Genomic DNA, 13,337 nt, shown 5'->3' on the forward strand with positions numbered 1-13,337 from the left:
TGGGGTTGCTGGAGTACGGGATTACTTGGCGCCGAGACCGGCGTCGGAGACCTCGGGCTTGCCCGCGGCCTTCAGGACCTTGTTCAGGAGCGTCAGGTCGTAGATGCCGGACAGGTCGGGCTGCTCGATGAGCTTGGCCTTGACCGCCCAGTCGGCCTGCGTCTTCAGCGTCGACGCCAGCGGGTCGTCGGTGCTCGCGATGCTGGGCCACGCCGGGTCGAGCACCTTGGCGTCGAGCGGCTTGCCGCTCTCCGCCTCCAGCTTGGCGTTGGCCGAGGCCTTCGCCTCGTCCGGGTTGGCGTTGATCCACTCGTTGGTCTTCACGGTGCCCTTGAGCACGGCCTCGACCACGTCCGGGTGCTCCTTGAGGAACTTCTGCGACACGATGATGTTCGTGATCACGAACTTCTTGTCGGGCCACAGGGCGGTCTCGTCGAGGAGGACGGAGCCGCCGTCGGAGACGAGCTTGGAGGCCGTGGGCTCCGGCACCCAGGCACCGTCGATCGAGCCCTGCTTGAAGGCATCCGGGGCGACCTTGTTGTCCGTGCGGACGACGGAGACGTCACCCTTGCCGGACTCCGGGTCGACCGTCCAGCCCTTCTCGGAGATCCAGTTGAGGAACGCGACGTCCTGCGTGTTCCCCTTCTGCGGGGTGGCGATCTTCTTGCCCTTGAGGTCGTCCAGGGTCTTGATCTTGTCCGGGTTCACGACGAGCTTCACGCCGCCGGAGGCGGAACCGGAGATGATCCGCAGGTTGGAGCCCTTGGACTTCACGTAGCCGTTGATGGCCGGCGAGGGGCCGATGAAGCCGATGTCGAGAGAGCCGCCGTTGAGCGCCTCGATCTCGGAGGGGCCGGCGTTGAAGGCCTGCGGCTTGATCCTGGTGCCGTTCAGTTCCTTCTCGATCAGGCCTTCCTGGAGGCCGACGAGCGCCGTGGCGTGGGTCAGGTTCGGGAAGTACCCGATGCGGACCTCGGAGGCGGAGAGCTTCTCGCCCGTGCCGGCCACGTTGGCGGCCTTGTCCTTGGGCTCGTCCTTCTTGGCCTCGGAGCCGTAGCCGCAGGAGGCGAGCGCACCGATCAGGAGCGGCAGGGCGGCAGCGGCGGCGATGCCGCGGCGCAGGCCGGTCTTACGGGAAAGTGCAGTGCGGGTGGTACCGGTGGCAGGCACGGGAGGACTTCCTCTCGGAGCGCCGTGCGATCACGACGCGGGTCTTCGTCTGTGGAGCAGGGCCGGGTGGAGCTCGTGGGGGGTGTGGGTGCGACTGCGGGATGCCGACGGCGATTCGGTCATCGCGCACATCGCGCCACCCCTCCCTGGCCGCTGCCGAGGCGGCCGCTGCCTACGCGGCCGCCTTCCTTGGCGAAGGTGGAGTAGATGTCGGAGAGCATGGGTTAGAAGTCCCACCCTTCTTCATCCGCCTGGACGGTGGTCTCGGCCTTGGAGGCGAAGGACTCGCCCGCCATGCCCGCCGCCAGGGTGGTGCCGTCGGCCGGGTCGATCAGCAGGAAGGACCCGGTGCGGCGCGAGTCGGCGTACGCGTCGAGCGCGAGCGGCTCGGCGGTACGGACGACCACGCGGCCGATGTCGTTGGCCACGAGCTGCCCGGGGTTCGGGTGCTGGGACAGGTCGTCCAGGGTCAGCCGCGAGGGGATCTCCTTGACGATCGCCTTGACCGTGCGCGTCGTGTGCTTGATCAGCACGCGGGCACCGACGGCCAGGGGCTGGTCCGCCACGTGGCAGACCGTCGCCTCGACGTCCTGCGTGGTGGCCGGGGCGCTCACGGACGGAGCGATCAGGTCGCCGCGCGAGATGTCGATGTCGTCCGCGAGCCGCAGCGTCACCGACTGGGGGGCCCAGGCGATGTCGACGCTCTCGCCGAGCGCGTCGATGCCCACGATCGTGCTGGTACGGCCCGAGGGCAGCACCGTCACGGCCTCGCCGACGCGCAGCACGCCGGAGGCGATCTGGCCCGCGTAGCCGCGGTAGTCGGGGTGCTCGGCGGACTGCGGGCGGATCACGTACTGCACCGGGAAGCGCGCCGGGCAGGCCGTCAGGTCGTGGCTGACCGGGACGGTCTCCAGGTGCTCCAGGACCGTCGGGCCGCCGTACCAGTCCATGTTCGCGGACGGCTCGACCACGTTGTCCCCGGCCAGGGCCGAGATCGGGATCGCGGTGATCTCCGGGACGCCCAGGTCCGAGGCGTACGCGGTGAACTCCTGGGCGATCGCCGCGAAGACCGGCTCCGCGTAGCCCACCAGGTCCATCTTGTTGACGGCCAGGACCACGTGCGGGACCCGCAGCAGGGCCGCGACGGCCGCGTGCCGGCGGGTCTGCTCGATCACGCCGTTGCGGGCGTCGACCAGGACCACGGCCAGGTCGGCGGTGGAGGCGCCGGTGACCATGTTGCGGGTGTACTGCACGTGCCCCGGGGTGTCCGCGAGGATGAACCGGCGGCGCGCGGTGGCGAAGTAGCGGTACGCGACGTCGATGGTGATGCCCTGCTCCCGCTCGGCCCGCAGGCCGTCGGTCAGCAGCGCGAGGTCGGGGGCGTCCTGGCCGCGCTGGGCGGAGACGGCCTCGACGGCCTCCATCTGGTCGGTCAGGACCGACTTCGAGTCGTGCAGCAGCCGGCCCACCAGGGTGGACTTGCCGTCGTCGACGGAACCGGCGGTCGCGAAGCGCAGCAGCGTGGTCGCCGACAGGTCGGCGAACTGCTCGGTGGTGCTGGTCATTTCTAGAAGTACCCTTCGCGCTTGCGGTCTTCCATCGCGGCCTCGGACATCTTGTCGTCGGCGCGGGTCGCGCCCCGCTCGGTGAGCCGGGAGACGGCGATCTCGGCGATCACGGCGTCCAGCGTGGCGGCATCGGAGTCGACGGCGCCGGTGCAGGACATGTCACCGACGGTGCGGTAGCGGATGAGACGCGTCTCGGGCGTCTCGCCCTCCTTCGGGCCGCCCCACTCGCCGGCCGTCAGCCACATGCCGTTGCGCTGGAAGACCTCCCGCTCGTGGGCGAAGTAGATCTCCGGCAGCTCGATGCCCTCGCGGGCGATGTACTGCCACACGTCCAGCTCGGTCCAGTTGGAGAGCGGGAAGACGCGCACGTGCTCACCGGGCGCGTGGCGGCCGTTGTAGAGCTGCCACAGCTCGGGGCGCTGGCGGCGCGGGTCCCACTGGGAGAACTCGTCGCGGAGGCTGAACACCCGCTCCTTGGCGCGGGCCTTCTCCTCGTCGCGGCGGCCGCCGCCGAAGACGGCGTCGAACTTGAGCTGCTGGATCGCCTCGGTCAGCGGGACGGTCTGCAGCGGGTTGCGGGTGCCGTCCGGACGCTCGCGCAGCTTGCCCGCGTCGATGTAGTCCTGGACGGACGCCACGTGCAGGCGCAGCCCGTGCTCCTCGACCGTGCGGTCGCGGTACTCCAGCACCTCGGGGAAGTTGTGCCCCGTGTCGACGTGCAGCAGCGTGAAGGGCACCGGCGCCGGCGCGAACGCCTTCAGCGCCAGGTGCAGCATGACGATGGAGTCCTTGCCGCCGGAGAAAAGGATCACCGGCTTCTCGAACTCGCCCGCCACCTCGCGGAAGATGTGCACGGCCTCCGACTCGAGGGCGTCGAGGTGCGACAGCGCGTAGGGCGCATCCGTCTCGTCGTGGACGTGTGCGACGGTGGTCGTCATGCCAGACCCCTCTCGGTGAGCAGCGCGTGCAGGGCCGAGGCCGACTCCTGCACGGACTGCGTGTGCGACTCGATACGGAGGTCCGGGGACTCCGGTGCCTCGTACGGGTCGTCGACCCCGGTCAGACCGGAGATCTCGCCCGCCGCCTGCTTGGCGTACAGACCCTTCACGTCCCGCTCGGAGCAGACCTCGACCGGGGTGGCCACGTGGACCTCCAGGTACGAGGTGCCCTCGGCGGCGTGCCGCTTGCGGACGGCCTCCCGGCTGTCCGCGAACGGCGCGATCACCGGTACGAGTGCCTTGACGCCGTTGCTCGCGAGGAGCTCGGCGACGAAGCCGATCCGCTGGACGTTGGTGTGCCGGTCCTCGCGGGAGAAGCCCAGGCCTGCGGAGAGGAACTCGCGGATCTCGTCGCCGTCGAGGACCTCCACCCGGTGGCCCTCGGTGCGCAGCCGCTCGGCCAGCGCGTAGGCGATGGTGGTCTTGCCCGCGCTCGGCAGCCCGGTCAGCCACACGGTGGCGCCCTGGTCGCTCACGCTCATCTGCTTCTTCTCCGTCGGTTCCGTGGTGTTCGTCATCAGCCGTGCGCTCGTCATCAGCCGTGCAGTCCGCACTCGGTCTTGCCCCGTCCGGCCCAGCGGCCGGCCCGGGCGTCCTCGCCCTCCGCGACCCGGCGGGTGCAGGGGGCGCAGCCGACGGAGGTGTAACCGTCCATCAGCAGGGGGTTGGTGAGTACGCCGTGCTCGGCGACGTAGGCGTCCACGTCGTCCTGGGTCCAGCGGGCGATCGGCGAGACCTTGACCTTCTGCCGCTTCTCGTCCCAGCCGACGACCGGGGTGTTAGCCCGGGTCGGGGACTCGTCGCGGCGCAGGCCCGTCGCCCACGCCTCGTACGCGGTCAGGCCCTCTTCCAGCGGCTTGACCTTGCGCAGCGCGCAGCACAGGTCGGGGTCCCGGTCGTGCAGCTTCGGCCCGTACTGGGCGTCCTGCTCGGCGACGCTCTGGCGCGGGGTGAGCGTGATGACCTTGACGTCCATCACGGCCTCGACCGCGTCACGGGTGCCGATGGTCTCCTCGAAGTGGTAGCCCGTGTCGAGGAAGACCACGTCCACGCCGGGGCGGACCCGGGAGGCCAGGTGGGCGACGACCGCGTCCTCCATGGAGGAGGTCACGGCGAACTTCTCGCCGAAGGTGTCGGCCGCCCAGCGCAGGATCTCCAGCGCGGAGGCGTCCTCCAGGTCCCGGCCCGCCTGCTCGGCCAGTTCCTTCAGGTTCCTCGTCCCGGTTTCCTGAACCGTCGTCATATCTCTTCCCCTCCAGCTGCGTCGGACCGAACACCCCGGGACAGCAGCCCGAGGTACTTCAGCTGGAAGGCCCGGTTGCACGCCCGGCATTCCCAGGCGCCGTGACCGGTCTCGTTCGGAAACAGGTCCTCGTCGCCGCAGTACGGGCAGTAGAACGGTGCGGCGCGCTCGCTCACGACAGGCTCTTCTCGTCCGCGCGGGCGACCCACGCCGCGAACCGCTCGCCGTCCTCGCGCTGCTCCTCGTACTGCTTGACGACCCGCTCGACGTAGTCGGGCAGGCCCTCCGAGGTGACCTTGAGGCCGCGGACCTTGCGGCCGAAGCCGGCCTCCAGGCCGAGGGCGCCGCCCAGGTGGACCTGGTAGCCCTCCACCTGGTTGCCGTCGTCGTCCAGGACCAGCTGGCCCTTGAGACCGATGTCCGCCACCTGGATGCGGGCGCAGGCGTTCGGGCAGCCGTTGATGTTGATGGTCAGCGGCTCGGCGAAGTCCGGCAGGCGGCGCTCCAGCTCGTCGATCAGCGAGGCGCCGCGCGCCTTCGTCTCGACGATGGCCAGCTTGCAGAACTCGATGCCGGTGCAGGCCATCGTGCCGCGGCGGAACGGGGACGGCTTGACCCGCAGGTCCAGCGCCTCCAGGGCCGCGACCACCGAGTCGACCTGGTCGGCCTCGATGTCGAGCACGATCATCTTCTGCTCGGCGGTGGTGCGCAGCCGGCCGGAGCCGTGCTGCTCGGCCACGTCCGCGATCTTGGTGAGGGTGGCGCCGTCGACGCGGCCGACGCGCGGCGCGAAGCCGACGTAGAAGCGGCCGTCCTGCTGCTGGTGGACGCCCACGTGGTCGCGCCACTGGCCGGAGGGCTGCTCGGGCGCGGGGCCGTCGGTCAGCTTCCGCTTCAGGTACTCGTCCTCCAGGACCTGGCGGAACTTGGCCGGGCCCCAGTCGGCGACGAGGAACTTCAGCCGGGCTCGGGTGCGCAGGCGGCGGTAGCCGTAGTCGCGGAAGATCGAGATGACGCCCTCGTAGACGTCCGGGACCTCGTCCAGCGAGACCCAGGTGCCCAGGCGCACGCCCAGCTTGGGGTTGGTGGAGAGGCCGCCGCCGACCCAGACGTCGAAGCCGGGGCCGTGCTCGGGGTGGGTCACGCCGACGAAGGCGATGTCGTTGATCTCGTGCGCCACGTCGAGCAGCGGCGAGCCGGAGACCGCCGACTTGAACTTGCGCGGCAGGTTGGAGAAGTCCGGGTTGCCCACGATGCGGCGGTAGATCTCGTCGATGGCGGGGGTGCCGTCGATGATCTCGTCCTGGGCGATGCCGGCGACCGGCGAGCCGAGGATGACGCGGGGCGTGTCACCGCAGGCCTCGGTGGTGGACAGGCCGACGGCCTCCAGGCGGCGCCAGATCTCCGGGACGTCCTCGATCCGGATCCAGTGGTACTGCACGTTCTGGCGGTCGGTGAGGTCGGCGGTGCCGCGCGCGAACTCCTGGGAGATCTCGCCGATGACGCGCAGCTGCTCGGTGGTCAGCCGGCCGCCGTCGATGCGCACGCGCAGCATGAAGTACTTGTCGTCCAGCTCCTCCGGCTCCAGGATCGCGGTCTTGCCGCCGTCGATCCCGGGCTTGCGCTGGGTGTAGAGGCCCCACCAGCGCATGCGGCCGCGCAGGTCGTTGGGGTCGATCGAGTCGAAACCCGTCTTGGAGTAGATCGTCTCAATGCGTGTCCGCACGTTGAGACCGTCGTCGTCCTTCTTGAACTGCTCGTTGCCGTTGAGGGGCGTGTGGTGTCCGACGGCCCACTGGCCCTCACCGCGGTGACGGCCGCTCTTGCGGCGCGCGGCGGCTGCGGGGGCGGCAGCGGGCGTTTCGGGGGTGGCGGCCATGACGGTACGTCCTTCTTCAACGGCTCAAGGCAGGGCAGGGGGAGCGGCGGCGTGACCCCTGGTACTGCGGTGACCTGCGACGCTGCAGGCGGGTGCGGCTGAGTGCCGCCGTCGTGCCGGTGGGCGTGGCGGTACTCGGCCTCAGGGGGCTTGAGGGGTGTCTACGGCTGTGGCTGGTTCCGTCAGCAGGCCGGACACATGGCGCTGGACATGCGGCCGAGGTCGACGTGCCGCCGACTCACCAAGGCAATTCCAGCTCCATTCATGGCGGAAGCGTGTCATGTGCCGATTGGAGGAGTCCACTACTGTCCACAATACGGACGAAGTCGTCCCGGATCCTGGGACGCCGTGACGGGGGTCACGCGTTTTGCGCCGCCTCGCGGCTTCCGTCCCCGCGCCTCGGACAGTCCAGCCCCTCCGGCGTTTGAGGAGCGGGGTCCGGGGCGGAGCCCCGGGTCCCGGCGGAGCCGGGCTCGCGCAGCCGAGCCTGGGGGCAGACCCGGCCCGGCTCCGGCAGGGATCGGCGGACCGACCCCGGAGGGGAGCCGGCGGACCGACCCCGGAGGGGCTACGCGCCGGGCCAGGGGCCGGGCGTCGGGGCCTCCTCCATGGGTTCCGTCTCCGTCTTGAAGAGCTTGAAGCCGCGCCGCAGGTAGTTGTCCATCGCCGTCGGGCCGTCCAGGCTGCACGTGTGGAGCCAGACGCGGCGCGTCGGCTCCCGGTCCGGCCAGCGCGACGCGAGGTCCCACGCCCGGGCGATGCCCACCGACAGCAGGTGCCCGCCGATGCGGCGGCCCCGGAAGTCCGGGAGGAGGCCGAAGTAGATGATCTCCACCACACCGTCGTCCTGCGGGTCGAACTCCACGTACCCCGCCGGGGTGCCGCGGTCGTAGGCGACCCAGGTCTCCACGCCCGGCCGGTCCAGCTGCTCCACCCACTGCGCGCGGGTCAGCGACAGCCGGTCCGTCCAGTGGATGTCCCCGCCCACGGAGGCGTAGAGGAAGCGGCTGAACTCCGGGGACGGGACCTCGGCGCGGGCGATCGTGATCTCCGGACCCGGGACGGCCGCCGGGACGAGGTCCGACGCGGAGGTCATTTCCAGGGACCAGGTGGTGAGGGTGATGGTGCTCATGCACGTCAGGGAACCATGCCGGACCCCCGGTGGCCCAGGCGGGCCCTGATCACCGCGGGAGCCGTGGAGTGCGGGAGCAGCGCGGCGGGATCCTGCGGGCGGATCAGCTCCACCTCGACCTCCGCGGCGAAGCGGTACGGCCGATGGGTCAGGACGCCCGCCAGGTGGCGCCGTACGCGGGACATCTCCGCGCGGACCGTCACCGTGCGGGTCGGGTCGCCGAACAGCTCCGCCGAGAGCTCCGCCGCCGAGCGCCCCCGCGGGCTCTCCGCGAGCAGGAACAACAGCTCCGCGTGGCGCGGGCTCAGCTCCTGCGACCAGCTCCCGGCGGCCCCGTAGACCGTCGCCGACCAGGCGCCCGCCCGGCTGAGGTCCAGGACGACCCGGGTCACCGCGGCGTCCGTACGGTCCTCCGCGATCCGCAGCAGCCAGCCGCCGGGCAGCGGCTCCACCACGCAGTCCCCGAGCTGCGGCACCCACACCCGGCCCGGCCCGAACGCCTTCGGCAGCGGCACGCGGTCCGTCGGGGCCAGCCCCGTCACCGCCGCCGTCCAGCCGTGCGGGTCCACCGCCAGGGCCCGGCCCGGCAGCCGGGCCAGCAGCGGGGAGGCCACCGCCCGCAGCCGCTCCAGCGACTCCAGGTGGCGGACCCGCAGCTCCCGCTCCGCGAGCCGGGCCACCGAGCTCACCCAGGCCAGCGTCGCCGGATGCATGGTGGCCAGCGGCCCGCTGACGTCGACCACGCCCAGCAGCCGCCCGTCCCGGGGGTCGCGTACGGGCGCCCCCGCGCAGGTCCAGTCGTGGTGGCTGGAGACGAAGTGCTCCGCCGAGAACACCTGCACCGGCCGCCGGGCCACCAGGGCCGTGCCCACGCCGTTCGTGCCGACCACGGCCTCGTCCCAGTCGGCGCCCACCGAGAAGCCGAGCCGGTCCGCCTTGCGCAGGATGGAACGGTGGCCCTCCCGCCACAGCAGCCGGCCCTCCGCGTCGGCGACGACCATGATGTGCAGGGCCTCGTCCAGGGCCGGCAGCAGCCCCTCCCGCAGCACCGGCAGGATCTCCCGCAGCGGTGACACGTGCCGCCGTTCCTCGGTCTCCGCCGCCGACAGCATGCGCGAGCGGGCGTCGCGGTCCGGGTGCACCCCGCCGGCCAGCATCCGGCGCCAGGACTCGGCGATCTCCGGGCGCGGCGCGGCCGGCGGCCGGTCCCCGGCCAGCGCGGCCGCCCGCACCCCCTTCAGCAGACGTGCGGCATCCCGTGCGTCCATGGCCGAGATGCGCGCCACATCGACCATGCTGCCTGCGGTGTCGGCCACCGGAACCTCCCCGTGCGGAACAGGACGTACGACCGCGGCCGCCCGCACGGTCCCGGGAGCGCCGTGTCCCCGGCGCCCCCGGCGGGCAGCCGCCGACTCAAAGGTTGCAACGGTATGCAACTCTCGCCAAGTCCCGGTCGCCCGACCGAAACTGTCCGGACGCCGCCCAGCGGCGTGACAGCTCCTCCTCGGGGCTTCTCGGACCAGGGGTGGTGCCGAGTCGGCGCGGCGCCACCCCTGATCCAGGTCAACGGGCCCGGATCCCGGCCCGGAGCGGTTTGGGGACCGCTCGGGAAGCACCCGGACAGTGCTCAGGGGGCGTCGTCCGGGCCCGTGATCCGCGCCCGTTCCACGATCGCGCCCAGGCCCAGGCTGTGCGGCAGCGTGCCGAAGGCCGCGCCCCAGTCGCCCCCCAGCCGCGAGGCGCAGAAGGCGTCCGCCACCTCGGACGGGGCCCACCGCACCAGCAGCGACCCCTGGAGCACCAGCGTCATGCGCTCCACCACGCGGCGGGCCCGGGCCTCGATGCCCTCCAGGTCGGCGAGCTCCGTCAGCAGGTTCTTGATGGCCGAATCCAGCCGGTGGTCGGCACCCCGGGCCTGGCCGACCTCTTCCAGGAAGGCGCCCAGCGCCTGCGGCTCGCGCTGCAGGGCGCGCAGTACGTCCAGCGCCTGTACATTGCCCGAGCCCTCCCAGATCGAGTTCAGCGGGGATTCGCGCAGCAGTCTCGGCATCCCCGACTCCTCTACGTAGCCGTTGCCGCCCAGACATTCCAGGGCCTCGGCGACCATCGGCGTACAGCGCTTGGTCACCCAGTACTTGGCGGCGGGCACGGCGAGGCGCAGGAAGGCCTTCTCCTGCTCGGTGCCCGCGTCCTGGGCCGCCGCCAGCCGCAGGGCCAGGGTGGTGGCGGCCTCCGACTCCAGGGCCAGGTCGGAGAGCACGTTGCGCATCAGCGGCTGGTCTATGAGCACCGCTCCGAAAGCAGAGCGGTGCTCCGCGTGGTGGACGGCCTGCGTCAGCGCCTGCCGCATCAGCGCGGCCGATCCGATGACGCAGTCCACCCGGGTCGCGGCGACCATCTCGATGATGGTCCGCACCCCGCGGCCCTCCTCGCCCACCCGCCGCGCCCAGGTCCCGTCGAACTCCACCTCGCTCGACGCGTTCGACCGGTTGCCCAGCTTGTCCTTCAGCCGCTGGATCGCGAAGACGTTGCGCGTACCGTCCGGCAGCACCCGCGGCACCAGGAAGCAGGTCAGCCCGCCCGGAGCCTGTGCCAGCACCAGGAACCCGTCGGACATCGGCGCCGAGCAGAACCACTTGTGCCCGGTCAGCAGGTACTCGCCGGACGCGTCCAGCGGCACCGCGGCCGTCGTGTTCGCCCGTACGTCGCTGCCGCCCTGCTTCTCCGTCATCCCCATGCCGAAGAGCGCGCCGGCCTTCTGCCCGGCCGGCCGCAGCCCCTCCTCGTACACGTGCGAGGTCAGCCGCGGCTCCCACTCGGCGGCAAGCGCCGGATCGGTCCGCAGCGCCGGCACGGCGGCGTGCGTCATCGAGACGGGGCAGCCGTGCCCCGCCTCGACCTGCGACCACACGAAGAACCCGGCGGCCCGGCGCAGATGCCCGGCCGGACGGCCCCAGGCGTCGGTGAGCCCGCTCGTCACGGCGTGCCCGAGCAGCCGGTGCCAGGCCGGGTGGAACTCCACCTCGTCGATCCGGTTGCCGTACCGGTCGTGCGTCCGCAACTTGGGCGGACACTCGTTCGCCTGAGTACCCCATTCCTGGGCCTGCGCGGAGCCCGCGGACAGCCCGAGGCCGGTCAGTTCCTCCCTTACCTGGGCGAGGAGTTCCGGCTCCGCCTGGGCGAGATGCCGCTCCACGCCCTCGCTGAGGGCCCGGTCTCCGCCGTAGACGTCGTGGCCCACGAGCGGCGGGGGCTGATTGGTGACTGTGTGGGTGGTGGCTGCCATGCGGATACCGTAAGGACGTGCAGCCAGCAAAAGAAACACCCGAGTGGATCCCAGGGCGGCTCCATCGGGCCCGCGCCCTCTACCGCAACGTATCGAAGCGCAAGATGGCCTGGCTGCTGCTGAAAGACACCGTCAACTCGTGCATCGAGTACCGCATCCTCGGACTCGCGGCCGAGGCGGCCTTCTTCACGCTGCTCTCGATGCCGCCGCTCTTCCTCGGCCTGCTCGGCCTGCTGGGCTACGTGGACAACTGGACCGACACCACCACCGTGGCCAGCATCGAGGAGAACATCCTGGGAGCCGTCGGCACGGTGCTCTCCGACCGGGGCGTCAACGACATCGCCAAGCCCCTGCTCGACGACGTGACCAGCCGCGGCCGCCCCGACCTGATCTCCCTCGGCTTCGCCTTCGCCCTGTGGTCGGGGTCCCGGGCGGTCAACGTCTTCATCGACACCATCACCGTCATGTACGGGCTCGACGGGCACCGCGGAATCGTCAAGACCCGGCTGCTGGCCTTCCTCCTGTACGTGATCGCGCTGCTGATCGGCGCGATCGTGCTGCCGCTGATGGTGGTGGGACCGGACGCGGTGGTACGGCTCGTGCCCTGGGGCACGGAAGTCATCGCGGTGCTGTACTGGCCGACCGTGACCCTGCTGTCCATCGTCTTCCTCACGACGCTGTACCACGTGTCCGTACCCGTGCGCTCGCCGTGGATCGAGGACGTGCCGGGCGCGCTGGTGGCCCTCGCGATGTGGGTGTTCGGCTCGTTCCTGCTGCGGATCTACCTGACCAACACCGTGGAAGGGCCGACGATCTACGGATCCCTCGCCGCCCCGGTGGCGGTCCTGCTGTGGATCGGCATCTCGGCCTTCGCGGTCCTCGTCGGCGCGGCCGTCAACGCCGCCATCGACCGGGTCTGGCCCTCCGTGGCCACGGCCGCGGCGCGCGAGGCCAACGAACGGGCCCGCGAGGCGGAGGCCGCGCAGCTGATCGCGCGGGCCGCCGCCTGGCGGGCGATGGCGGAGGGCGAGTCGGAGGACGACGAGGACGAGGGCATGCCCTCGGAGTTCCCGGAGCGCTGGTCCAAATTCCTGCCGCCGGAGGACTACTCGTCGCGGCTGCGCAAGCACTGAACCCCGCCACCGGGCCGGGGACGCGGATCAGCCCTTGGACCAGACTACGAGCCCCCCGCCCACGGCCGGGGCGGCGTCGCTGCCGAGGTCCTCGACGCGGGCCATGGCCACGGAGCCCTGGTCGGTGACGGAGCACAGGGCCGCGCCGCGCACCAGGCCCCGCTCCTGCGCTGTCTTGCCCCCCATCCGTACGGCGCCGAAGCCCGTCCCGGCGGCCGACCGGCAGTTCTCGAAGGTCTGGGGCTGATCCGCGCGCAGCACGCCCACCTGGCGGCCGACGGCCGACCGCAGTTCCGTGGACGAGGGAGTGATGCCGGACATGCCGCAGCCCTGGGAGTGGGGCCGGTACTCCAGCTCCGTGCGGGCGGTCAGCTCCGCGGGCACCTCGGCGCTGGTCGACCTCAGTGCGGCGGTCGTGGACACCCCGGCGTCGAGGTCGACGAGCAGGGTCCCTCCGCAGAGGGGAGGAGCGACGCCCCAGCGGCCCTGCCGCACCTGGTAGCCGGCCGGAGCCGACAGGTCCGGGGCGGCCGGCGGGCTCGCCGAGACGGAGGAGGGGCCGGGCAAGGGGGTGACCGGGCCGACGGACGGGGTCGCGGACCCCGGGGGCCCCGACGCCGGGGCGGCCGACGGCGCCGATGCAGACGCGGGCGCCGGCGCACCCGTGGCGGGCGGCGACGGGTCCTTCTTCCCCGTCGTCGCGAACACGGTGGCTGCCGTGCCCAGCACCGGGACGACGATCCCGATCACCCACCAGGCCCAGCGCGGCGGGTGCCCGGCCGGGACCGCTCCCGCCCCGGCCACCGGGTGCGGCGGCTCGTCGGGCCTGGGCGGCACACCCTCAGGATCGGGCTGCCCGACTGTCCCGGTCACGTCTCAACTCCCCCTGGAACCAATGGTCGTGGCGACCCTACCCGCGGTTCCGTGA

Annotated in this window: 13 protein-coding genes; 1 reads left to right on the top strand and 12 read right to left on the bottom strand. The window is 71.8% G+C overall.

Features of this window, described 5'->3' with window-relative positions:
- Window positions 1-21: 21 nt before the first annotated feature.
- The 11 genes from AB0D94_RS19155 to AB0D94_RS19205 form a co-directional block, all read right to left on the bottom strand.
- Window positions 22-1,170, bottom strand: coding sequence for an aliphatic sulfonate ABC transporter substrate-binding protein (locus tag AB0D94_RS19155; protein WP_362052911.1), 1,149 nt, complete (start codon window positions 1,168-1,170; stop codon window positions 22-24).
- 224 nt (window positions 1,171-1,394) lie between these two features.
- Entirely contained in the window at window positions 1,395-2,735 is a 1,341-nt protein-coding gene (locus AB0D94_RS19160) for a GTP-binding protein (protein ID WP_362052914.1), read from the bottom strand.
- Between the two features lie 2 nt (window positions 2,736-2,737).
- The gene (cysD, locus tag AB0D94_RS19165) at window positions 2,738-3,676 is read right to left on the bottom strand and encodes a sulfate adenylyltransferase subunit CysD (RefSeq protein WP_362052917.1); all 939 of its coding nucleotides are present in this window, start codon (window positions 3,674-3,676) and stop codon (window positions 2,738-2,740) included.
- The gene (gene cysC / locus AB0D94_RS19170; RefSeq protein WP_362053037.1) at window positions 3,673-4,218 is read right to left on the bottom strand and encodes an adenylyl-sulfate kinase; all 546 of its coding nucleotides are present in this window, start codon (window positions 4,216-4,218) and stop codon (window positions 3,673-3,675) included. Before cysC ends, cysD begins: the two co-directional genes overlap by 4 nt.
- A 53-nt stretch (window positions 4,219-4,271) precedes the next feature.
- Window positions 4,272-4,979: a phosphoadenylyl-sulfate reductase gene (locus AB0D94_RS19175; protein ID WP_362052920.1), complete on the bottom strand. Its 708-nt coding sequence runs from the start codon at window positions 4,977-4,979 to the stop codon at window positions 4,272-4,274.
- The gene (locus tag AB0D94_RS19180) at window positions 4,976-5,155 is read right to left on the bottom strand and encodes a hypothetical protein (protein WP_362052923.1); all 180 of its coding nucleotides are present in this window, start codon (window positions 5,153-5,155) and stop codon (window positions 4,976-4,978) included. Before AB0D94_RS19180 ends, AB0D94_RS19175 begins: the two co-directional genes overlap by 4 nt.
- The gene (locus AB0D94_RS19185) at window positions 5,152-6,858 is read right to left on the bottom strand and encodes a nitrite/sulfite reductase (protein WP_362052926.1); all 1,707 of its coding nucleotides are present in this window, start codon (window positions 6,856-6,858) and stop codon (window positions 5,152-5,154) included. Before AB0D94_RS19185 ends, AB0D94_RS19180 begins: the two co-directional genes overlap by 4 nt.
- A gap of 182 nt (window positions 6,859-7,040) precedes the next feature.
- Window positions 7,041-7,124 (bottom strand): putative leader peptide, encoded by an 84-nt coding sequence (locus AB0D94_RS19190; RefSeq protein ID WP_323181889.1) that lies wholly within the window; start codon window positions 7,122-7,124, stop codon window positions 7,041-7,043.
- Between the two features lie 302 nt (window positions 7,125-7,426).
- Window positions 7,427-7,990 carry a GNAT family N-acetyltransferase gene (locus tag AB0D94_RS19195; RefSeq protein ID WP_362052929.1) on the bottom strand — a complete coding sequence of 188 codons (564 nt, stop codon included), beginning with the start codon at window positions 7,988-7,990 and terminating at the stop codon, window positions 7,427-7,429.
- Window positions 7,991-7,995: 5 nt separating this feature from the next.
- Window positions 7,996-9,285 (bottom strand): GAF domain-containing protein, encoded by a 1,290-nt coding sequence (locus AB0D94_RS19200; RefSeq protein WP_362053041.1) that lies wholly within the window; start codon window positions 9,283-9,285, stop codon window positions 7,996-7,998.
- A 332-nt stretch (window positions 9,286-9,617) separates the two neighbouring features.
- Window positions 9,618-11,276, bottom strand: coding sequence for an acyl-CoA dehydrogenase family protein (locus AB0D94_RS19205; protein WP_362052932.1), 1,659 nt, complete (start codon window positions 11,274-11,276; stop codon window positions 9,618-9,620).
- A 17-nt stretch (window positions 11,277-11,293) separates the two neighbouring features.
- Here AB0D94_RS19205 and AB0D94_RS19210 point away from each other — a divergent pair, with 17 nt between their 5' ends.
- Window positions 11,294-12,409 (top strand): YihY/virulence factor BrkB family protein, encoded by a 1,116-nt coding sequence (locus AB0D94_RS19210; protein WP_362052935.1) that lies wholly within the window; start codon window positions 11,294-11,296, stop codon window positions 12,407-12,409.
- A 27-nt stretch (window positions 12,410-12,436) separates the two neighbouring features.
- On the opposite strand, the gene AB0D94_RS19215 is transcribed toward AB0D94_RS19210, so the two are convergent.
- Window positions 12,437-13,282, bottom strand: a complete 846-nt coding sequence (locus AB0D94_RS19215; protein ID WP_362052938.1) for a hypothetical protein — start codon at window positions 13,280-13,282, stop codon at window positions 12,437-12,439.
- Window positions 13,283-13,337: the final 55 nt, after the last annotated feature.

This window comes from Streptomyces sp. NPDC048255 (genome assembly GCF_040652415.1).
Classification (GTDB): Bacteria; Actinomycetota; Actinomycetes; order Streptomycetales; family Streptomycetaceae; genus Streptomyces.